This window comes from Sphingomonas astragali (genome assembly GCF_051400615.1).
Lineage (GTDB): Bacteria > Pseudomonadota > Alphaproteobacteria > Sphingomonadales > Sphingomonadaceae > Sphingomonas.
Map to the genome: position 1 here is coordinate 398,469 of NZ_JBLFFH010000001.1, position 22,465 is coordinate 420,933.

Sequence of the window (22,465 nt, forward strand, 5' to 3'; positions counted from 1 at the left end):
TAATCGGCACCGGCCCGCTCCTCCACCCGGCCAACCGTAGAATACTGCCGTTGGGTGGCCGGGTGGGGGAGCGGGCCGGTGCCGCAACCTTCGGGACAAAAGATGCGACGCGCCGACCGCCTGTTCCAGATCGTCCAGATCCTCCGCCGCTCGCGCCGCCCGGCGACGGCGGAAGCGATTGCCGAGGAGCTCGAGACCTCGAAACGCTCGGTCTATCGCGACATCGCCGCGCTGATCGGGCAGCGCGTGCCGATTCGCGGCGAGGCGGGGATCGGCTATGTGCTCGACGCCGGTTTCGACCTGCCCCCGCTGATGCTGACACCGGACGAGGCCGAAGCAGCGGTGCTCGGCGCGCAGTGGGTGACGGGCCATGCCGATCCCGCGCTCGCCCGCGCCGCGCGCGACCTGCTCGCCAAGGTCGCCGCGGTCGTCCCGCCGGAGATGCGCACGCTGATCGACGATCCCGCCGCCCGCACCACGCCCGGCTGGCGGATCACGCCCGAGACGATCGACGTGACGGCGCTGCGCGCCGCGATCCATGCCGGGCGCAAGGTCCGCCTCGACTATCGCGACGAGAAGGGTGCGGCGACCCTGCGCACCGTCTGGCCCGCGCTGATCGGCTATCTCGACGCCGCGCGCATCCTCGTCGCCTGGTGCGAGCTGAGGCAGGATTTCCGCAGCTTCCGCCTCGACCGCATGATGGCCTGTGAGACGCTTGCGGAGCGCTATCCCGCGCGGCCGGCGGCGCTCCGCGCCCGCTGGCTCGCGCTGATGGACCAGCCGCCGATCAGCTCAGGCTGCTAGCGATGCCCGTGCGAAATCGCTGATCCAGTTGGTCTCCCAGGTCGCGCCGCCGTCGCCGGACATCGCCTGCTCCCATCGCGCCGACCCAGATGTGACCCGCGACCATTGCGTCCGCGTCAGGACGGGCCGGCCGTTCAGCCTGTCCTCGCCGGTGAAGGTGCCTACGCCATCCGCGAAGCGGCCGCGCACCGGCGGCGCGAAACCGGCGGGACTGCGCCCGTCCAGCCACCAGCTCAGCCATTCGCCGCGCGCCGAGTCGAACGTCCTGAGGCCGATACCCCGATGGGCGCCGTCGGTGCGCGCGAAGAGATTGTCGCCGACGTTGCCGTGGCCGCCGAGCACCGGCCAGTTGGTCAGGGTGCCGGTGAACGCCTCCCAATCCGTGCTGCCGGCAAGCCGCTGCCGAAGGCGACGATGCCGCACCGACCAGCTTCCATGGAGGAAATCGAAGTCGCGGTTCCTCTCCGTCAAGAGGGGCAATGGCGTCGCGGCCGGGGCGGTGCGGGTGAAGAAATTCTCCCAATTGATCTCCCAGCTCCGGCCGCCGTCGATCGAGAGCGCCTGCTCCCAATGCGGCCGCGCGCTGCGGATATCCAGCCAGCGGAAGCGCGCGATCACCGGGCGCCCCTTGAACAGGTCGGGCCCGGTGAAGACGCCGGTGTCGCCGTCGAAGCCCCCGCGCACCGGCGCGTCGATCACGGTCGGATTGCGCCCGTCCAGCCACCAGATCGCCCACTGCCCCTGCGCCGGATCGAAGGCGCGGATGGTGAGGCCGCGATAGCTGCCGCTCGGGATGTCGACGATATTGTCGTCGATCGTGCCCAGCCCGCCGAGCGCGAGCCACAGCGCGCTCTTGCCGCCGAACTCCTGCCAATCGTTGCTGCCGGCCAGCCTGTCCTTGAGGCGGCGGTGCCAGACGTCCCAATCGCCGACCAGCCAATCCCAGTCATGGGCGCGCGCGGAGAGATCGGCACCACCGCCTCGAGCCCTCCGGGCGAAGACCGGCGCCGCGAGGCCGAGCATCCCGCCGGCCACCGCGGCGCCGGCGATCACATCCCTGCGCCGCAATGTCACGCCGTCGCCGATACGCCGATTCTGCTCCACTGCTCGCCTCCCGCGCCACTCGTCCCATGGGGAATGACATCGCCGATCCGCTTTTGGCTATGCGAAGCTTGTGGCGAGAGGCTAAATCATACTTATGCTCGAACGCCCCTTCCCCTCGCTCGCTGCGATCCGCGCCTTCGAGGCGGCGGCGCGGCTGGGGAGCTTCACCGCTGCCGGGCGCGAGCTCGGCACCTCCTCGGCCTCGGTCAGCTATCATGTGCGCCAGCTCGAGGCGCAGATCGGGGTCACGCTGTTCCGCCGCCGGCCTCACCGCGTCGAACTGACCGAAGCCGGCGCGATGATCGCCGCGGAGGCGAGCAATGCCTTCGCCGCGCTCCGGGCAAGCTTCGCGCGCGCCGCGGACATGGACGAGACGCGGCTGTCGCTGACGACGCTCCCGACCTTCGGCACGAGCTGGCTGACGCCGCGGCTGGGCCTGTTCCGGGCGCGGCATCCGGATATCGTGGTGGAGCTCGACGTGTCCGAAGCCGCGGAGGACCTCGCCGCCGGCCGCTTCGACGCGGCGATCCGCAACGGCGACGGCCGCTGGCCGGGACTGCGCACGGTCGAGCTGTTCCCCAGCATCTTCATGCCGCTGTGCGTGCCGGAGCTGAGGGAGGCGGCGGCCGCCGTCGCCGATCCCCGCGCGGCGCTCGCCGTTCCGCTGCTCGGCCGGCCCGACTGGTGGGCGATCTGGTATCGCGCGCTCGGCTTTGCGGAGGGGCCGCCGGCGTCGCGCTTCGGCACCAGCCTTTCGGCCGAGCATCTCGACGTCGCGGCGGCGCTCGCCGGGCATGGCGTCGTCATCGCCTCGCCGATCCTGTTCCGCAGCGAGATCGACGCGGGCCGGCTGGTCCCGGCGCATGACCTGGTCGCCGCGGCGGGGCGATCCTTCTTCCTGGCCTATCCCCTCTCCCGCCAGCGCAGCCGGAAGATCATCCGCTTCCGCGACTGGCTGTGCGCCGAGGCCGAGCGCGCGCGCGCCGCGGCCGCCGGCTTCCTCCAACGCGCAGCAATGGTCTAGCGAAGATTGCTACCGGTGTCATGAGCCGGTATGAGCAGACCGGGAATCGATCGCCACGAAGCGATCAGCAAGGGAGGGGTGGATGGGGCGCCGTCACCGGTCGATGCTGCTCGTGGTCGGCGCCGCGGCCCTGCTGTCGTCTTCTCCCGCGCTCGCCGGGGACGCGCCGGGGCTGCTTTTCCATGTCTCCGCCGACCGTTCGCTCACCGCCGACCGCGCCGCCGGCGAGGCCGTTCCCAACTTCGCGAGCAGGGCCGCGATCGTCCCGACCGGCAAGGCGGGCGGCGCGATCCGGTGGGAGGACGACGGCTACGTCGCCTGGACCGCGCCGGGCAACATCCAGGCCCGGCGCGGCACGCTCGCCTTCTTCTGGCGATCGCGCTATCCGGTCGGCGAGGCGCCGTTCGTGCTGTTCCGCGTCGGTTTCGCCGATCATTCGAGCTGGGACATGGCGTTCCTGCGGATCGACTGGAACGGCCACGGCTTCGACGCTTTCGTCACCGACACCAACCTCGCCCGCGAGCGCGTGTCGTTCCGCATGGCCGAGCTGCCCGCGCCCGACGCCTGGCACCATATCGCCTTTGCCTGGGACGAAACGATCGGCGTGCGGCTCTACGTCGACGGCAAGGAAGTCGCCCGCAAGGACGGTGAGGCGGTGCTCGACAGCGGGCTCGACCAGTTCGGCCTCGCCGGGCGGGTGATCGCGCCGCATCAGGTGCAGAGCCGCTACAGCTTCATGCGCGGCTCCGACCTGGACGAAATCCGCATCTACGATCGGATGCTGCCGGCCGCGGACGTTGCCGCGCTCGCCGGCGGCGGCTCGCCGTCGGGCGCCGCGCCGCTCGACGCGGCTGGCGAGCGGCGGGCCTTCCTCCATCGCTACGGCTTCGACAAGGGATCGCCGCCCGCGCTCACCGCCGCCGGCACGCGCATCCGCAAGATCGAGTTCGCCGACGCCAGGGATCTCAAGCAATGGATGTGGAAGGGTGTCGACGGCATTCCGGAGACGACCTGGCCCGGCGTCTACAACCGCTCGCGCCTGGCCGGTCGCAACGACTATTTCACCCTGCCCGACTGGAACACCTATGTCGAAGGCGGCAAGGCCTATGAGCTGACGATCCCGCCCGGCGAGGCGGTCAACCGCGTCGAGATCCGCGGCGCCGCCTACGGCAGCCTCGACTATGCGGCCGACGGCACGGACTACGTCACTCTCGCGAAGCGGCCGCACGGAGTCGAGAAATCGATCCACAGCTTCGCCGAGCGCACCGGCGGGCGGCTGCGCTTCACCAATGTCGCGCAGGAAACGCCGATCCAGGAAATCTGGGCCTATGACGTCCGGCCCGGCGAGGAGCCAGAGGGGACGCGCAAGCTCAGCTACACCGTCGACAGCAAGGCGGCGCCGGGCTTCGCCGCGCTCGCCGGCCTCAACGCCTTCATCGCCGGCCGCTATCCGCCGGCGGAGCGCGCGACGGTGGTGGCGCTGCCGGCGCGCCGCGGCGGGGCGGCGGTCGGTGCAGGCAGCGCCACCGCCGCCGGCGAAACGCAGCACGGCAGCGACGCCGCGCCGCTCGTCCATATCCTGATCCCGTCCGGATTCAGCGCCGCCGCGCCCGGCCGGCCGCTGGCGCGTGCGTGGAACTACACCTGGGCGAACGCGCACGACGGGCTGGACGGCATCGCCCTCGACATTCCGGCGCTCAAGGTGACGCCGAACCGCGACGGCCTCGTCCCGCTCAACATCCGGGTCAAGGACCCGATCTGGCCCGAGCGCGACATGATCGACGTGTCGGTCTCGGTACGGCCGGGCGAGGCGCGCACGCTGTGGCTGGACCTGCGCGACCGCATCCTCACCGAGGACAGCCTCTATCTCACCGTCGCCAGCGCGGCGCCCGATTTCGGGCCGGCCTCCCTCGACGGGATGAAGATCCGGCTGGTGTTCAAGGACCGCCGTGCCGCCAAGGCCGAGCATGTCGCCGACCGCTTCAACCAGGTCCGCGACAATTGGGGCTTCCTGGTCGAGGAGCATACCGCCTCGGCCCGCGAGGCGCTCTACCGCCGGGTCAAGGCCGACATCACCGACCTGCTCCGGGTCGATCCGGACAATCTCGAGGGCCGGCGCTATTGGGCCGACATCAGCTATGGCGCGACGGGGATGCCGCCCTTCACCCAGCCGGCGCCGCCCGCGGGCGTGCCGCTGTGGGCATTCCGGCAGCTCGAGGACCTGAAGCTCACCCGCCGCTTCGTCGACTGGTGGATCGACAACCGCCAGGTGCCCTATGGCGACTTCGGCGGCGGCATCTCCGACGACACCGACCTCACCCAGCAATGGCCCGGGCTCGCGCTGATGGGGGTCGAGCCGGACAAGATCAACGCCTCGCTGCGGGCGTTGTCGGAGGCGGCCTATGCCAACGGCATGATCACGGGCGGGCTCGGCACCATCACCACCGACGAGCTCCACGCCTATGAGGAAGGGCTGAACAGCGACGCCGAACGGCTCTACCTCAACTGGGGCGAGCCCAGGGCCGTCGAGCGGCTGATGGCGACCACCAAGGCGCTGACCGGCATCATCCTGCGCAATCCCGCCGGCCACATGCACTTCGCCTCCAACTGGTACGGCGGCACGAAGGTCTATCGCGAGAGGCCGTGGGAGTGGCAGAAGCCCTACAGCTTCACCGTGATGCACGCCCCGATCCTGATGGGCGTCTACAACGGCAACCCGATCGCGCGCGGGCTGGTCACCGGCGTGGTCGACGGGTGGCTGGCGCATGGCCGTCGGGACGCCAAGGGCCTTTGGAGCTATCCCAACGAGATCGACTGGCGCACCGACGCCGAACGGGTCGGCGACGGCGGCGGGGTGGCGACGCCCTATCAGTCGGTGTGGGCGGCGTGGCGCTTCACCGGCGACGACCGGTATCTGACGCCGATCCTCTCGCGCGTGGCGAAGGGTGGGCCGGCGGTGCTCGGCGACCTCAACGAGAATGTGATCGCCGCGCTCGGCCGCACCGGCGACTGGGGCAAGGCGCTGGCAGGCCAGCCGGGCGACTTCGCGCGCGTCGCCGGCTGGGACGCGACAGGCGACAGGCGCCTCCTCGAGGCGCTTCACGCCGACGCGATCGAGGACAAGGTGCAGCACGAGTATATGTATACCGAGGGGCATTGGTGGTCCGACCGCGTCGACCAGCCCAACGAGCTCCTCCAGCGCGAGCGACTCGGCGGGATCGCGCTCAAGCGCAACCAGACCTATCCCGGCAACACGGTGAGCTGGCGCTTCGCCGATCCCGGTGCGGCGGAGCAGGTCGCGATCCTGATGCCGGGTGCGACGCGCGAACGGTTCAAGGTGATCGCCTACAACATGAGCGACGTCGCCCAGCCGGCGACGATGACCGCGTGGAACGTCGCCGCCGGCCGCTGGACGATGACGGCGGGGACCAGCGCCGCCGACGGCGATACCGCCGACGGATCGCCGGCGCCGTCCGAGGTGACGCTGGAGCGCAGCGCCTCGGTCGCTGTCAGCTTCGCCCCGCGCACCACCACCGTGCTGGAGTTCGCGCTCAAGACGCCCGGCCCGCCGCCGGAGGGTCGCCCCGACCTCGGCATCGGCGTCGATGACGTGCGGCGGCGGGGCCGGACGGTCTCGGTCACGGTCCACAGCCTCGGCGCGGTCGAGGCGGCCGGCGGGAGCGCGATGCTGGAGGATGCCGCCGGCAAGCTGGTGGCGAGCGTGCCGCTGCCGACGCTGGCCGCACCGCTCGACCTGACGCCCAAGACCGCGACGGTGCGCGTGGCGATACCGGCCGGCGTGGCGCCGGCGAGCCTCAGGGTCCGCGTCGCGTTGTCCGGCGATACGCCGGAGGTGACCCGCCTCAACAATGTGGTGCCGCTCGAATGATCGGCGCCGGCGCCCCGACGACGCGGCGCACGCTGCTGGCGGGCGTCGGCGCCACGCTGGCGACCGTCACCGTTCCCGCAGCAGCGGCGGATCGCGACGACCGGCGGCTGCGCGCACTGCTCGACGGGCTCGATGCGCTCCCCTCGCCTGCCGCGCGGCTGGCGCGGCTCAGGGCGTTCCGGGGCGACCGGCTGTCGCCATCGGCGGCGCTCGACCTGCACTGTATCCGCGAGGGCCTCGCGATCGACACGCGCATCGCCGAGATCATGCCGTTCGGCCGGCTGGGCCGTTCCCCCTATAGCGTCACCCCGACGAGCGGCGCATGGCGCGATCCCGACGGGGCCGATGCCGCCGACCGTATCGCCGCCGACACCCGCGCCGTCCGGGCGGAAGCGGCGGCGGGGATCATCCTGCCGCGCGCGCTGCTCGACCGCACCGCCGCCGCCGTCGCCAAGGCCGCCGACGGCGCCGAGCGCGCCGCCGCCACCGCGCTCCGCGAGCAGGCGGCGCTGCTGTCGTCGCTGGCGCCGCGGGCAGGCGATACGCCCGGCATGTGGCGGCTGCCGAACGGCGCCGAATATTATGCCCTGCTGCTCGACCGGCAGTTCGGCTTCGCCGGGGACGGCGCGGCGGCGCACCGGCGCTTCCTCGCCAAGGCCGAGGAGCTCACCCGCGCCGCCGACGCGCTGCTCCGCCGGCTCGGCCGCCGCGAGGGATCGGTCGGGGAGCGTATCGCCGCCGCCTTCCGGGACCCCGCGCATCTCTACCGCGACGACGATGCCAGCCGCACCCGCGCGGACGCCGATATGAACCGCATCCTCGTTTCCGCCAGGGCGCGCGTGCCGGCGCTGATCGGCCCGGTGCCGCCCGAATGCCTGAACGTCGCCGTCCGCCGCATGTCGCCGGCCGACGAAGCGGCCAGGCGCGGCGGCTATCGCGAGCTGCCGACTCCGGACGGCCGGCCCGGCGGCTATTTCGTCGACCTCGGCGACATCCGCCGCCGCCCCTCCTGGAGCCTGGGCAGCGTCGTCCATCACGAGCTGATCCCCGGCCATATGATCCAGCTCCCGATGGAAGCACGCGCCGCGCCCCACCCGCTGCGCCTCGGCTACGCTCCCGCCTTCGCCGAGGGCTGGGCGATCCATGCCGAACAGCTGATGGCCCGGGACGGCGCCGATGCGGGCGACGATCTGATGCTTCTGGGACACATCCATTGGCTGTTGTTCCGAATTGTGCGAGCAGTCATTGACACCGGTGTCCATGCTGAGCGATGGTCCGTGTCGGAAGCTCGTCAGAAGCTGAGGATGATGCAGGGCGAACCCGCTTTTTTCGCCGCGTTCGATCAGGACGTCGACCGGATCTGCCTGGAGCCTGCCGTTCGGGCAGGCGAGGCAGAAGCGTGGCTCGCGCTGGCCGAAGCCGGCGCCGGCCGCAGCGGAGCGACGCTCAGACGCTTCCATCAGGCCGTGCTGGTGCATGGCCGCGTACGGCGCTCCGCCATCGGCCTACATGGTGGGGACTAGATGTAAATAACATAAAACAAACGAAAATTCTGGGAGAGAACAATGAGCAAGGGGATCGAATTCAAACATTGGACACGCGGTGGCACCTCGGTGGCGGCGCTGGCGGTGGCTTTCGCTGGGGTGGCGCACGCCCAGGCGGCGGGGCCGGCCGATACGTCGGCGGCAACCGCCGCGCCGCAGGATCAGGCACAGCCCGACCAGAGCGCCGACACCAACCAGGACATCATTGTCACCGGTTTCCGCGGCAGCCTCGCCCGCGCGCTCGACGAGAAGCGCCAGTCTGCGGCGGCGATCGACAGCATCCTTGCCGAGGACATCGGCAAGTTCCCGGACCTCAACCTGTCCGAATCGATCCAGCGCATCCCGGGAGTCGCGCTCGCGCGCGACGGCGGCGAGGGGCGGCAAATCTCGGTCCGCGGCCTCGGCGCGCAGTTCACGCGCGTGCGCATCAACGGGATGGAAGCGATGGCCACCGCCGGCAGCTCGGACGCCTCGGGCGGCACCAATCGCGGCCGCGCCTTCGATTTCAACGTGTTCGCCGCCGACCTGTTCAACGGCATCACCGTCCGCAAGACCGCCGATGCGGTGACCGAGGAAGGCTCGCTCGGCGCGACCGTCGACCTGCAGACCGCGCATCCGTTCGACTACAAGGCGGGTCTGACGATCGCGGCCGGCGCGCAGGCGGGCTACAACGACCTGTCGGAAAAGGTATCACCCCGCGCGGCGGGCATGATCTCGTGGCGCAATGCCGACGAAACCTTCGGTGTGCTCGCCTCGGTCGCCTACACCAAGCGCCGGATCGTCGAGAGCGGTTATTCGACGGTGCGCTGGACGACCAACACCGCGGGCGTCGCGCCGGGCTTTGAGAGCTACCTCGGCACCACCTGCGTCTATCCGACCGCGAGAGGCCCCTCGACCACGCCGGCGTGCGTCGAGGCGAACAACCTCTTCCATCCTCGCTTTCCGCGCTACGACTATTACATCAGCGAGCAGGAGCGCATCGGCGCCACCGCATCGGTGCAGTGGAAGCCGACCGACGGCACCACGATCACGGTCGACGGCCTTTATGCCGATTTCAAGGGGACCCGCGAGGAGCGTTATCTCGAGGCCAACGGCTTCTCCGTCGCGGGCGCCTGCACCGCGACGTCGCGGCCGACCAATTGCGGCGTCGCCGACGTCGACGTCACCGCCGCCACAGTCGAGAACGGCGCGTTGATCGCCGGCACCTTCGACGACGTCGACCTGCGCGTCGAGAACCGGTTCGACCGGCTCGATACCAAGTTCAAGCAGCTCACGGTGAAGATCGACCAGCAGCTCGGGGAGAATCTGTCGATCAACTTCCTCGCCGGCCATTCGCAGTCGGATCACGACAACCCGGTCCAGAACACCGTCACCTTCGACCAGTTCAACGTCGACGGCTACAGCTACGACTATACCGACCGGAAGCATCCGGTGTTCAACTTCGGCACCGCCGATCTCGACAACCCGCAGGCCTGGGTGCTGAGCCAACTCCGCCTGCGCGCGGCCGGCGTCAAGAACCGGTTCGACAACGCCCAGCTCAACCTCAACTGGAAGGTCTCGGACGAATTCTCGATCGACGCGGGCGCCTCCTACAAGGAGTACAAGTTCCGCAGCATCGACCTTCGCCGCAGCAACGGCACCACCGCGGCGCAGGACACCAACCTCGCCTGCTGCACGCTGCCCGGCGACACGCTCGACAGGTTCGGCCATGTCGTGACGATCGAAGGGCAGAGCTTCTTCGCGCCCGATTATTTCGCCGCCGCGGAATATTTCGGGCTGGAGGATCCGACCGCACGGGACGGCGCCTTCCGCCTCGGCATCGAGCCGGGCCTGGCCGGCAACACTCGTGTCGAGGAGCATGACAAGGGCGGCTTCGTCCAGTTCAACTTCAACCACGACTTCGGCATCTTCAACCTGCGCGGCAACGGCGGCGTGCGCTACGTCCAGACCTTCCAGCGCGCGCAGGGCTATTCCTTCCTTGGCGGCGAGGCGACGCCGATCACCTCGTCGCGCACCTATGAGGACTGGCTGCCCTCGATGAATCTGGTGATCGAGCCGAGCCGCGATTTCCTGCTCCGCTTCGCCGCGGCGCGGGTGATGGCGCGGCCGGACCTCGGCAGCCTGCCTCCCTCGGCGTCGGTGGGAGTCTCGGGCGCCAACCGGACGGTATCGGCGGGCAACCCCAACCTCGATCCGTTCCGCGCGACTACCTACGACTTCTCCGCCGAATGGTATTACCAGCCGGGGGCGTTGCTCTCGATCGCTCTGTTCCAGAAGGACATCGACAGCTTCGTGCAGACGGTGCAGTCGTCGGGCGCCTTCTCCGAGAACCCGTTCGGCCTGCCCGACAGCCTGGCGATCGCGGCGTGCGGCAATCTCTATCCGGCGACCTGCAATCCGGCCTTCACCAACTGGGTCTTCTCCGTGCCGCGCAATACTCCGGGCGGGCGGCTGCGCGGCTATGAGGTCAACTTCCAGCAGCCGTTCCGCTTCCTGCCCGGCTTCCTCAGCAACTTCGGCGTGCTCCTGAACTATACGCACGTCAGCTCGAACATCAAATACCTCAACGCCCAGGGGCAGGTGATGAAGATCGACGATCTGACCGGCCTGTCGCGCGATTCCGCCAACGCCACGCTCTATTACGAGGACAAACTCATCAGCGCGCGCGTCTCCGGCGCCTATCGCAGCGGCTATATGACCGACGCCGTCGGCACCCAGGGCGTCGACAGCCAGGGCACCAACAAGACGTTCAACCTCGACGCCTCGGTCCAGATCAACCTGACGGACCAGATCAAGCTGACGTTCGAGGGGGTCAACCTCACCGACCAGTATCAGGACCAGTATGTCGACTCGCGCAACCTCTTGTCGGTCTATCACCATACCGGCCGCGAGTTCCTGGTCGGCGTGCGTTTCAACTATTGACGTCTCTTCATCTGCCGGCGCGGCTCGCGGGGCTGCGCCGGCCGTTACCGTTCGGAGCATCGAATGCGGCGCGTTACCCGGTTGATCCTTGGTCTCGGCATAGCCTGGGTGGCGGCCGCCGCCCCTGCCCTTGCCGGCCCCGCGGCGCTGCCGCGCGAGCGCGTGCTCGACACGATGAAGCGGGCGACGCGCTTCATGGTCGAGAAGGTCGCGGTGCACGGCGGCTATGTCTGGTCCTACCTTCCCGATTTCTCGCGCCGCTGGGGGGAGATGGAGGCCTATCCGACGATGGTGTGGGTGCAGCCGCCCGGCACCGCGACGATGGGCCACCTGTTCCTCGACGCCTATCATGCGACCGGCGACGACTATTACTACCAGGCCGCGGCCAAGGCGGCCGATGCGCTGATCGAGGGCCAGCTGGCAAGCGGCGGCTGGCATTATTTCATCGATTACGGCGGCCCCGAATCCACGCGGCGCTGGTATGCGACGATCGGCAGGAACGCGTGGCGGCTGGAGGAATTCCAGCACGACTGGGGCAACGCCACCTTCGACGACGCCGGCACGTCCGAAGCGATGCAGTTCCTGCTGCGGCTCTACCTCGAGAAGCGCGATCCCCGCTTCAAGCCGGCGCTCGACAAGGCGCTGAACTTCGTCCTCGCAAGCCAATATCCGAACGGCGGCTGGCCGCAGCGCTATCCGGCGACCAAGAGCCCGTACATCGACCACGGCAAGCCCGACTATACCGGCTTCATCACCTTCAATGACGATGTCGCGGCGGAGAACATCAAGTTCCTGCTGATGTACCAGCAGACGCTCGGCGATCCGCGCATTCCCGGGGCGATCCGGCGCGCGATGGACGTGTTCGTCGCCGCGCAGCAGCCGGCGCCGCAGGCCGGCTGGGGGCTGCAATATACGCTCGACATGAGGCCCACGGGCGCGCGTACCTATGAGCCGACCGCGCTCGTCACCCACACCACCGCGGCGAACATCCGGCAGCTGTTCCAATTCTACCGCCTGACCGGCGACCCCAAGTTCCTCGCGCGCGTGCCCGAGGCGCTGGCGTGGCTCGATTCCGTGCGGCTGCCCGACAGGCTCATCAAGGACGGCAAGGCCTATCCGACCTTCGTCGAGATCGGCACCAACAGGCCGCTGTTCGTCCACCGCCGCGGATCGGACGTGGTCAACGGCGAATATTATGTCGACGGCAACCCCGAGCACACGCTCGAGCACTACAGCTCGTTCCGCACCATCGACGTGGCGAAGCTGCGCGCCGAATATGCGCGGCTGAAGGCGATCCCCGGCGACGTGATCGCGAAGGATTCGCCGCTCCGCCCCAGCGCCAGCGCGCCGCTGCCGCGCTATTTCCTGGTCGATCTCGGCGAGACGTCGGACCGCAACCTCGCCGGCAAGCACCCGTCGGCGGCGGCGCTGGTCGCCTCGCTCAACGCGCAGGGCTGGTGGCCGACCGAGCTCAAGACGACCAGCCATCCCTATACGCACGACGGCTCGCCGACGCCGGCACCGGGCGACTACGGCATGACCCGCGTCGGCGACGACACCGATACGTCGCCCTATATCGACCCGCATCCGGCGGTGGGCATCTCCACCGGCGCCTATATCGAGAATATGGAAACGCTGATCGCGGAGCTTCATCATGCGCAATAGCCTGCTCCTCCTGAGCCTGCTCCCGATCGCCGCCGCCGCGCAGGAGATGCCGGCCGGGCAAATGACCGTGATCGATGAAACCGCGGTGAAGCGCGACGAGCCGCCACCCCATGGCAGGATCGGCATGAGCACTGCCTGGCGCATCAGCGACGCGGTGCCGGGCCGGAACATGGAGTTCCGCAAGCGCGCGCTGCACCCCGGCGCGGCGATCGGCGCGCATAAGCTCAGCCACGACGAGGTCTATTACGTCGTCTCCGGCCGCGGCGAGGCCTTCTCCGGCGACCGCAAGGTGCAGGTCGGGCCGGGACAGGCGGTCTATTTCTTCACCGGCGAGACGATGGGCATCCGCCAGCAGGGCAGCGAGCCGCTGGTGCTGATCATCAGCTATCCATTGGCCGAGCGGGTGAAGTAGGAAAACCCCTCTCCCATTGGGAGAGGGCGGGGCCCGCTCGGACGCAGCCCGAGTGGGAGGGTAAGGGTGACGTATCGCCCGTGGTCACCCTCACCCTCCCGCAGCTTCGCCGCTCCTTCCCTCTCCCGCCGGGAGAGGGGCAATGGGGTCAGAACAATCCCTGGCTGCGGCTCCAGGCGAGGAACAGCTCGGGCCAGGCGCCGGCGGGCTTGCCGACCACGCCACGCAGGCCGAAACCGTGGCCGCCGCTTGTGAACAGGTGCGTCTCGGCCGGCACCTTCGCCGCCCGCAGCGCCGCGCGCAGCAGCAGCGTGTTCTCGACCGGTACCGTCGCGTCGTCCTCGGCCGCGCACAGGAAGCAGGGCGGGCTGTCCGACCGGATGTTGCGATCGGGCGAATGCGCGGCGATCATCTCGGGCGTCGGCGTCTCGCCCAGCAGCGCCCGGCGCGAACCCATATGGGCGATCGGGGCGTCCATGCCGACCACCGGATAGATCGGCGCGGCGACGAACGGGCGCGCCGACAGCCCGTCGGCAGCGTCGACCGGATCATAGCTCTTGAAGGCGAAGCGCGCGACCAGGTCGGCGCAGGCATGTCCGCCCGCCGAGAAGCCCATCGCGGCGACGCGGTTGGGATCGACGCCGTAGCGATCGGCGCGGCCGCGGATCACCCGCATCGCCCGCTGCACGTCCTGCAGCACCACGTCCGGCCCCGCCGCCCAGCCGTCGCCCGGCAGGCGATAGAGCAGCACGAAGGCGGTGAAGCCGCGCGCAGCCAGATAACGGCCGAGCTCAAACCCCTCCTTGTCGACCGCCATCAGCACATAGCCGCCGCCCGGCATCAGCAGCATCGCCGCGCCGTTGGGCACGGCCGGACGGAACACCAGCAGCCGCGGGCGCACCACGCCCGCGACCGTGCGATTGTTGAGCGACGCGTCGGTGCTGCGCTCGATCGTGACCTCGGCCGGCGGCTTGGCCGGCATTCCGGGCGCGCCCTTCGGCCACAGCTCGATCGTCTCGGTCGGCTGCGGCAGGCCGGCGGAGGCTCCCGCGCCGTCGACAGGCGGCACCTTCGTCTGCGCGAGCGCTTCGGTCGCAGCCAGCGCACCGCCGATCGTTCCCAATATCGCCGTGCGGCGGTCGATCGTCCTCATCGTATTCAGGTCCCCGGCTGGATGTAGGGCACGCGCGCGAACAGCTCGCGCTGCCATTGGCGCGGATCGTTCTCGACCCGGCTGGTCGCGTCGAAGATCATCGTCGCGCGCGCTTCCAGATCGTACTTGGGCCAGCGCGGCAATCCGGCGTGATTGGGATCGCCGGTCCGCGCGAAGGCAACGTAGCTTTCCTGCACCGCCTTGGAGGCCGCCTGCGCGCCGGCGCCGGTGCCGGTCTGCGACCCCGGCGCGTCGAGCGTGCCGAACGCGAGCGGGATATCCATCGTGTGCATCGCCCCCCGCCGCGGATCGGTACGCGACGCGAAGTCGACCTGATAGACCCAGGCCGGCTTGCCGGCGCGGGCGCGCTCCTCCGCCTCGATCACCTGGCCGCGCCAGCTCCGCCCGGCGGTGGTCGCGTACCACATCACCTGCTCGGGCGACCAGCTGGGATAGCGCTCGCGATATTGCGCGACGACCCATTCCGGCAGGATGTCGATGCGCAGCTGCGGCGCCATGCGCTCGGCGATGTTGCTCCAGTCGAGGCCCTGCATCGTCGGGCTGTCGGGAGCGATGAAGGCGCCCGTCTCCTGCTTGGTATTGCCGAGGATCATCGGGATGCCGAGCGACTGCGGGTTGGCGTCGGGCCAGAACGGGTGCCGGACCAGCCATGTCATGTCGAGCACCGGCCCGAAATAGACGCCGCCGCCGAGGATCGGGTCGGTCGCGGCGAGGCCCTCGACCAGCTTCTCCGCCGGCATCGCCAGCAGCGCATCCATGCCGGGATCGCCGAGTTTGGCGAGGAAGGCGCGGGTCCGCGCGGTGGCGTTGAGCGGGCCGGAGGCGGTGACCTGCTGACCGCTCATCGTGATCGCACGATGGAACAGCCCCTTGGCCGCCGGCATCCCCATCATCGTCGCGATCTTGGCGCCGCCGCCCGACTGGCCGAACACCATCACGCGCTTCGGATCGCCGCCGAATGCGGCGATGTTGTCCCGCACCCATCGGAGCGCGAGGATCAGGTCGAGCTGGCCGCAGTTGCCGCTGTCGGGGAAGCGCGGATCGAGCCGGGCAAGATAGAGATAGCCGAAGGCGTTGAGGCGATGGTTGACGGTGACCACCACCACGTCGTGCTCGCGCGCGAGCCGGCTGCCGTCGTAGAGCGCGCTCGATCCGGTGCCGGAGGAATAGGCGCCGCCGTGGATGTAGAACATCACCGGCTTGGGCGCGCTGCCGCGCCCGGCCGTCCAGACGTTGAGGACGAGGCAATCCTCGCTCGCGATGACTCCCGGCATGTCGCCGCGATAGCCCTGCCCCGCCTGAGGGCACGACGGACCGAAGGCGATCGCCCGCACCGGCACCGTCGCACGCGGCTCGGGTTCGGGCGCCATGAAGCGCTTGGCCCGGCCGTAGCGGATCCCGCGGAACACCGTCACGCCGTCCGCCTGCCGATCGCCGACGAAGGTTCCGGCGGGGGCGGTCACCTCGGGGCCGGCCTGCCCCCAGGCCGCGCCCGGCAGCGTCAGGGCGAGCCCCGCCGCCATCACCGCGCGCCGCGAAACATTCCCCTCCGTCATCGTCCCCTCCCCATTCTTCTGCGGATGCGGACGGCGGCGGGTCAGCGCCGGACGTCGGCTCCGCCCTGCAAGGCCTGATCGAGATCGCGCTGCCCGAACAGCGAGGCGTCGCCCGGCAGCGAATGCTTGAGCACGGTGAGCGCGAGGCCGGTCCGCGCCGCCGCCTCGATGCCCTCGCCGCGGCGCAGGGCGTGCAGCACACCCACTGCAAAGGCGTCGCCGGCGCCGATCCGGTCGACGATGCCGGTCACCGCCACCTCCTCGATCTGGGCGGTGCCGTCGCGCGTGTCGATGCGCGCGGAGAGGCGGTGGTGATCGCTGTCGATCACATGGCGGGCGGTCGAAGCGATCGTCCGAAGCTTGGGGAATGCGGCAAAGGCCGCCTCCGCCGCCTCGCGCCGCCGCGCCTCGCCGTCGCCGGAGAAGGGCTTGTCGAGCAGCAGCGCGATGTCGCGGTGGTTGCCGAACATGAGATCGGCATGGGCGACCAGCCGCGACAGGATCGCGCGCGGATCGCTGTCCCACCGCTCCCACAGCTTGCCGCGCCAGTTGCCGTCGAACGACACCGGGATGCCGCGCGCGCTCGCCGCCTCGGCCGCCGCGATCGCCGCCTCGGCCGGCACCGGCCCCAGCGCCGGCGTGATGCCCGACAGGTGCAGCCGGTCGGCGCCTTCGAGCAGCCGATCCCAGTCCCAGCTTGCGACCGGCGCCTCGGCGAAGGCCGAATGGGCGCGGTCATAGACGACGTCGGTCGCACGGAGGCCGGCGCCGCTCGTCACGAAATAGAGGCCGATCCGCTCGCCGCCGAGCCGGATGCCCGAGCAGTCGACGCCGTGCCCACGCAGGGTGGTGATCGCGGAGCGGCCGAGGTCGTTGTCCGGCACTGCGCTCACCATCGCCGTATCGTGGCCGAGCCGCGCGAGGCCGGTGACGAGGTTCGCCTCGGCTCCCGCCACCCATACGTCCAGCTTCGGCGTCTGCAGCAGGAGCTCGCGGCCGGGAGGCGACAGGCGCAGCATGATCTCACCGAAAGCCACAAGCGTCATGCCCCACCTCCTTCGTCATGCCGGACTTGGTCCGGCATCCACTGAGCCGCAAAGACTGCCGCTTGCGGCATAGTGGACCCCGGCACAAGGCCGGGGTGACGCAGGATCCGTGGCAACCTCACCGTGCCAGCCAGCCGCCGTCCACCGCGAGGATATGGCCCTGGACGTAATCCGACGCGCGGCTCGCCAGGAACACCGCCGCGCCGCCGAGGTCGCCCGGATCGCCCCAGCGCCCGGCCGGGATGCGGTCGAGGATCGCCTTGTTGCGCACCTCGTCCGCCTGCAGCGCGGCGGTGTTGTTGGTCGCGATATAGCCGGGCGCGATCGCATTGACGTTGACGCCCTTGGCCGCCCATTCGTTGGCGAGCAGCTTGGTGAGGCCGCCGATGCCCGACTTGGACGCGGTGTAGCTCGGCACGCGGATGCCGCCCTGGAAGGTCAGCATCGAGGCGATGTTGATGATCTTGCCGCCACCTCCCTCCTTCTCATGGCGCGCGATCATGTGCCGCCCGGCCGCCTGGCAGAGGAAGAACACCGACTTCAAATTGGTGTCGACCACCGCGTCCCAGTCTTCCTCGGTGAAGTCGACCGCGTCGGCGCGGCGGATGATGCCCGCGTTGTTGACCAGGATGTCGAGCCGGCCGAGCTTATCCACAGTTTCGTCCACAACCCTTTGCACAGGCTCGATGGTCGAGAGATCGGCGGAGACGATCTCCGCCCGTCGGCCAAGCGCGCGGGCCTTCTCCACCGTCTCGGTCGCCGGCGTGCGGCCGACGGCGGCGATGTCCGCGCCCGCCTCCGCCAGCGCCAGCGCGATCGCCTGGCCGATGCCGGTATTGGCCCCGGTGACCACCGCCACCTTGCCGGAAAGATCGAAGGGACTGGTCATGCGAGCTGGCAGATGTCGAGGACGTTCATGTCGGTATAGTCCTGGTTCTCGCCGGCCATCGCCCAGATGAAGGCATAGGCCTTGGTGCCGGCGCCCATGTGGATCGACCAGGGCGGCGAGATCACCGCCTCCTCGTTCTGCATGACGATGTGGCGCGTCGCCTCGCCCTCGCCCATGAAGTGCATCACGCGGTCGGTGTCGGTGTTGTCGAGCTCGAAGTAGAAGTAGATCTCGCTGCGGCGCTCGTGGATGTGCGGGGGCATGGTGTTCCACACGCTGCCGGGCTTGAGCACCGTCAGCCCCATCACCAGCTGCGCGCTGTCGCATACGCCCGGGATGACGAGCTGGAAGATCGTGCGCTCGTTCGATTCCTCCAGGCTGCCGCGCTCGAGCGCGTTGGCGTCGGCGATCGAGAGCCTGCGGGTCTGGAACGCCTTATGCGCCGGGCACGACGCCAGGTAGAAGCGCGCGCCCTCGCCCGAGAACTGCACGTCCTTGGCGCCCATGGTGACGTAGAGGCAGTCCTTGTTGCCGAGCGCGAACGCCTCGCCGTCGACGGTGACGGTGCCCTCGGTCTTGCCGACGTTGACGATCGCCAGTTCGCGCCGCTCGAGGAAAGGATGGCCCGCGGCCGAGGGCGGCTCGGTCTGGTCGGGCAGCTTGACCGGGCCCGCCCCCACCGCCACGCCGCCGATCACGAAGCGGTCGGCGTGGGTATAGTTCAGCACGCATTCGCCCGCGCGGAACAGGTCCTGGACCAGATAGCGGTCGCGCAGTTCCTCGTTGCTGACGCACTCCATCATGTCGGGATGCGTGGCGTAATAGGTCCGTTCGAACATCATGGGCTCCGTTCGGGTCAGGCCGCCTGGGCGGCGAAATCGGGATCGTCGATCTTGTAGGCGCGGCGCACCAGGCCGCTGGTCAGCTCCTGGGCCAGCTCGGCCGCTTCCCAGTCGGCCAGGCGGCCCTCGGCAACCAGCCGCGCCAGGAACGCGCAGTCAACCCGCCGCGCGACGTCATGCCGCGCGGGAATCGACAGGAAGGCGCGCGTGTCGTCGTTGAAGCCGACGGTGTTGTAGAAACCGGCGGTCTCGGTGGTCATCTCGCGGAAGCGGCGCATCCCCTCGGGGCTGTCGTGGAACCACCAGGCGGGACCCAGCTTCAGGCACGGATAGTGGCCGGCGAGCGGGGCGAGCTCGCGCGCATAGGCGCTCTCGTCGAGCGTGAACAGGATCACCGAGAGCCGGCTCTCGTTGCCGAAGCGGTCGAGCAGCGGCTTCAGCGCATGGACATAGTCGGTGCGCGTCGGGATGTCGGCGCCCTTGTCGCGGCCGTGGCTGGCGAACAGGCCGGCATTGTGGTTGCGCAGCGAGCCGGGGTGGATCTGCATCACCATCCCGTCCTCGACCGACATCGCCGCCATCTCGGTCAGCATCTGCGCGCGGAACAGCTCGGCATCGGCCGGGGTCCAGTCGCCGCCGACGATGCGGCGGAACAGCCGCTCGGCCTCCACCGGCGACAGGTTGGCGGTGGCGGCGGTGGGATGGCCGTGATCGGTGGCGGTGGCGCCGGCAGCGCGGAAATCGGCGCGGCGCTTGCGGTGCGCGGCGAGATAGCCGCTCCAGCTGTAAACGTCCTCTCCGGTCAGCTCGGCGAAGCGCGCCATCGCCGGCTTGAACGCCTCGTGCTCGACGTCGATCACGCCGTCGGGGCGATAGGTGGTGACGACGCGCCCGCCCCAGCCCGAGCGGCGGATCGCGTGATGATGGCCGAGGTCGTCCTGCGCGCCTTCGGTGGTGGCGAGGAAATCGATGCGGAACCGGTCGAACAGCGCGCGCGGGCGGAAACCGTCCGTCGCCAGCGCCGCGCCGATCGCATCGTAATACTGGTCGGCCGTCGCCGCCTCGAGCGCGACGTCGATCCCGAACACCTCGGCGAAGACATGGTCGAGCCACAGCCGCGACGGCGTGCCGCGGAACAGGTGGTAGTTGGCGGCGAACAGCCGCCACGCCGCGCGCGGATCGGTCGCCGGCGCCCCTTTTCGGTCGGGCACGGCGAGCGCGGCGAGCGCGACGCCCTGGCTGTAGAGCATCCGGTAGAGATAATGGTCGGGCGCGAGCAGCAGCGTAGTCGCGTCGGTCCAGGGCCCATCTTCGGCGAACCAGCGCGGATCGGTGTGTCCGTGCGGGCTCACGATCGGCAGCTCGGCGATCCCGGCGTAAAGGCCGCGGGCAATGGCACGGGCCGCCGGGTCCGCCGGGAACAGCCGGTCAGGATCAAGCTCCAGTCGCCGTGCCATCACATTGTCTCCTCACGCCTTCTCGGGAGCGCCGCGGCGCTCTGGTAACCGGTGTCAAGTTGCTGCGCAACCAACTGGTGCCGTGCAACCGTCCTCCATCGCCTCACCCTTTCGTTCAATCGCGCGGCGGCGCGACCGATGCCCGGCGGATGAGCGTCGACAGGAACATCGACGGCTCCTGCACGACATTCTCGTCGTTGTCGACGGGGTCCGCAATCAGCTTGAGCGCAGCCGATCGCGCCATCGAGGCGATCGGCCAGCGCACCGTCGTCAGCGGCGGCCAGATATGCGCGGCGATCGGCGTGTCGTCGAAGCCGATCACCGACAGGTCGCGCGGCACGTCGAGGCCGCGCTGGCGCGTGACGTGGACGACGCCCGCCGCCATCTCGTCGTTCGACGAGAAGATCGCGGTCGGCCGCGGCATCAGGTCGAGCAGCCGCTCGGCCGCGACCACGCCCGATTCGAAGGTGTAGTTGCCGTCCGCGACCATGCTGCGCGGGAGCGCGATCCCGGCGGCGGACAGCGCCTCCTCGAACCCCGTCCGCCGCTCGCGCGCCGAGCGGAAGCCATGCGGGCCGCTCACCAGCCCGATGCGGCGATGGCCCTGCGCGATCAGATATTCGGTCGCGGCGCGCACCGCCTCGCGGTCGTTGGAGGCCACCATATGCTCGTCGCTGTCGAGCATCGCCGAGCCCATGCGCACGTAGCGACAGCCGATCGCGTCGCACAGCGCGGCGACCGAATCATTCTCGCTGACCGGCGGCATCAGCAGCACGCCGAACAGCCGTTGCCGCTCGAGGAAATGGCGCAGGTCGTCCAGCATCGTCGCCGAGCCGCGATTGAGCGGGCGCACCACCATCTCGAACTCGGTGCCGTGCAGCGCCTCCAGCATCCCCTGCTGCACGTTCATCACCGTCTGGGCATTGGGATTGTCGTGGACGAGGCCGATCAGGTAATTGCGCCTGAGCGCCAATGCACGCGCCTGCGGATTGGGGATATAGCCGAGATCGCTGATAACCGTCTCGACCCGCCGCCGCGTCTCGTCATTGAGCAGCGGCGAGCGGTTGATCACCCGGCTGACCGTCTTCTTGGAAACCCCTGCCACGCGGGCAACGTCGTTGATCGTGGGTTGCGCGGACTTCTTCATGCGCAAGGGATACGCCGATCTCGCGCCGGTGCAACGGCGGTGACTTCCGTCGGTCTGGGACCGGGCTGCATCTCGATCCGGCGGCCGCACATGATCCTCGTAAGGAATCATGCCTCCGCTTGTCATTGACACCGGTTTCCAATAAGTCGCTGGCGCAGCGCGCAAGCACGCGGCGAAAGGGGAGTCTGTTTAGTGAGTTCAGTCGAGGCGGCCGCAGGCGCGGGCAGGATCGCGCGCTCGTTCGTCGAAGCCCGCCGTGCGGCCCGCGGACTGCCGGACTATCCGGGCACCATCCCTGCCGACCTCGCCACCGGCTATGCGATCCAGGACGCCGCGCTGGCCCTCGTCGACGAGCCGGTCGCCGGCTGGAAGGTCGGCCGCATCAATCCGCCGCTGGGCGGCATCGACCGGCTCGCCGGTCCGATCCTCGCCGGCATGGTGGTCGAGGCAACGCCCGAGCCGATCGCGATGCCGGTGTTCGCCGACGGCTTCGCCGCGGCCGAAGCCGAATTCCTGCTGCGGATCGGCCCTGGCTTCGATCCCGCCAGGCGCCGCTACACCATGGCCGAGGCTGCGGCGGCGATCGATGCGGTCCATGCCGGGATCGAGATCGCGAGCTCGCCCTTCCCCGGCATCAACGCGCTCGGCGCGCCGGTGACGGTCTCCGACTTCGGCAACAATAACGGACTGGTGATCGGCCCCGAGATCGAAGGCGCCGGCGCGATCCCCTTCGACGACTGGCTGGTCGAGCTGCTCGTCAACGGCGAGCCGATCGGCCGCGACACCACCGCGAACATGCTCGACGGCCCGATCGGCGCCGCGCGCTTCCTGTTCGAGGCGCTGGCCGACCGCGGCATCGCACTGCGCTCCGGCCAGTGGATCTCGTCGGGCGCGGTCACCGGCGTGCATCCCGTCCATGTCGGCGATCACGTTGAAGCGCGCTTCAACGCGAAACTAACGGTCGAATGCACGATCAAGCCCGCGTAAACG

At 69.6% G+C, this 22,465-nt stretch carries 16 protein-coding genes; 8 read left to right on the top strand and 8 right to left on the bottom strand.

Going from position 1 to position 22,465, the window contains the following annotated elements; genetic code table 11:
* Window positions 1–102 precede the first annotated feature (102 nt).
* Window positions 103–804, top strand: coding sequence for a helix-turn-helix transcriptional regulator (locus tag ACMGER_RS02025; RefSeq protein WP_436810454.1), 702 nt, complete (start codon window positions 103–105; stop codon window positions 802–804).
* Here ACMGER_RS02025 and ACMGER_RS02030 read toward each other — a convergent pair.
* Entirely contained in the window at window positions 793–1,908 is a 1,116-nt protein-coding gene (locus ACMGER_RS02030) for a hypothetical protein (RefSeq protein ID WP_436810455.1), read from the bottom strand. The two genes, ACMGER_RS02025 and ACMGER_RS02030, sit on opposite strands and share 12 nt — an antisense overlap.
* Window positions 1,909–2,002: 94 nt before the next feature.
* On the opposite strand from ACMGER_RS02030, the gene ACMGER_RS02035 reads away from it, so the two are divergent.
* The 6 genes from ACMGER_RS02035 to ACMGER_RS02060 all read left to right on the top strand — a co-directional run bounded on the left by ACMGER_RS02035 (window position 2,003) and on the right by ACMGER_RS02060 (window position 13,364).
* Window positions 2,003–2,932 (top strand): LysR substrate-binding domain-containing protein, encoded by a 930-nt coding sequence (locus ACMGER_RS02035; protein WP_436810456.1) that lies wholly within the window; start codon window positions 2,003–2,005, stop codon window positions 2,930–2,932.
* An 82-nt stretch (window positions 2,933–3,014) separates the two neighbouring features.
* Entirely contained in the window at window positions 3,015–6,821 is a 3,807-nt protein-coding gene (locus ACMGER_RS02040) for a LamG-like jellyroll fold domain-containing protein (RefSeq protein ID WP_436810457.1), read from the top strand.
* Complete coding sequence (locus tag ACMGER_RS02045) at window positions 6,818–8,344, top strand: DUF885 family protein (RefSeq protein ID WP_436810458.1); 1,527 nt, start codon at window positions 6,818–6,820, stop codon at window positions 8,342–8,344. The genes ACMGER_RS02040 and ACMGER_RS02045 overlap by 4 nt, the downstream gene beginning before the upstream one ends.
* A gap of 42 nt (window positions 8,345–8,386) precedes the next feature.
* The gene (locus ACMGER_RS02050; RefSeq protein ID WP_436810459.1) at window positions 8,387–11,287 is read left to right on the top strand and encodes a TonB-dependent receptor; all 2,901 of its coding nucleotides are present in this window, start codon (window positions 8,387–8,389) and stop codon (window positions 11,285–11,287) included.
* A 63-nt stretch (window positions 11,288–11,350) separates the two neighbouring features.
* Window positions 11,351–12,952, top strand: coding sequence for a pectate lyase (locus ACMGER_RS02055; RefSeq protein WP_436810460.1), 1,602 nt, complete (start codon window positions 11,351–11,353; stop codon window positions 12,950–12,952).
* Entirely contained in the window at window positions 12,942–13,364 is a 423-nt protein-coding gene (locus tag ACMGER_RS02060) for a cupin domain-containing protein (protein ID WP_436810461.1), read from the top strand. The genes ACMGER_RS02055 and ACMGER_RS02060 overlap by 11 nt, the downstream gene beginning before the upstream one ends.
* A gap of 148 nt (window positions 13,365–13,512) precedes the next feature.
* On the opposite strand, the gene ACMGER_RS02065 is transcribed toward ACMGER_RS02060, so the two are convergent.
* The 7 genes from ACMGER_RS02065 to ACMGER_RS02095 all read right to left on the bottom strand — a co-directional run bounded on the left by ACMGER_RS02065 (window position 13,513) and on the right by ACMGER_RS02095 (window position 21,475).
* On the bottom strand, window positions 13,513–14,517 hold the full coding sequence (locus tag ACMGER_RS02065) for an alpha/beta hydrolase (protein ID WP_436810462.1): 1,005 nt from the start codon (window positions 14,515–14,517) through the stop codon (window positions 13,513–13,515).
* A gap of 5 nt (window positions 14,518–14,522) precedes the next feature.
* Entirely contained in the window at window positions 14,523–16,094 is a 1,572-nt protein-coding gene (locus tag ACMGER_RS02070) for a carboxylesterase/lipase family protein (RefSeq protein ID WP_436810463.1), read from the bottom strand.
* A gap of 41 nt (window positions 16,095–16,135) precedes the next feature.
* Window positions 16,136–17,140 carry a sugar kinase gene (locus tag ACMGER_RS02075; protein ID WP_436810464.1) on the bottom strand — a complete coding sequence of 335 codons (1,005 nt, stop codon included), beginning with the start codon at window positions 17,138–17,140 and terminating at the stop codon, window positions 16,136–16,138.
* A 118-nt stretch (window positions 17,141–17,258) separates the two neighbouring features.
* Complete coding sequence (kduD, locus tag ACMGER_RS02080; protein WP_436810465.1) at window positions 17,259–18,029, bottom strand: 2-dehydro-3-deoxy-D-gluconate 5-dehydrogenase KduD; 771 nt, start codon at window positions 18,027–18,029, stop codon at window positions 17,259–17,261.
* Window positions 18,026–18,868: a 5-dehydro-4-deoxy-D-glucuronate isomerase gene (gene kduI / locus ACMGER_RS02085; protein ID WP_436810466.1), complete on the bottom strand. Its 843-nt coding sequence runs from the start codon at window positions 18,866–18,868 to the stop codon at window positions 18,026–18,028. The genes kduD and kduI overlap by 4 nt, the downstream gene beginning before the upstream one ends.
* Before the next feature lie 17 nt (window positions 18,869–18,885).
* A complete protein-coding gene (gene uxaC, locus ACMGER_RS02090; protein ID WP_436810467.1) occupies window positions 18,886–20,328 on the bottom strand; it encodes a glucuronate isomerase in 1,443 nt (480 codons plus the stop codon).
* Between the two features lie 115 nt (window positions 20,329–20,443).
* Window positions 20,444–21,475, bottom strand: coding sequence for a LacI family DNA-binding transcriptional regulator (locus tag ACMGER_RS02095; RefSeq protein ID WP_436810468.1), 1,032 nt, complete (start codon window positions 21,473–21,475; stop codon window positions 20,444–20,446).
* Between the two features lie 192 nt (window positions 21,476–21,667).
* On the opposite strand from ACMGER_RS02095, the gene ACMGER_RS02100 reads away from it, so the two are divergent.
* A complete protein-coding gene (locus ACMGER_RS02100) occupies window positions 21,668–22,462 on the top strand; it encodes a 2-keto-4-pentenoate hydratase (protein WP_436810469.1) in 795 nt (264 codons plus the stop codon).
* Window positions 22,463–22,465: the final 3 nt, after the last annotated feature.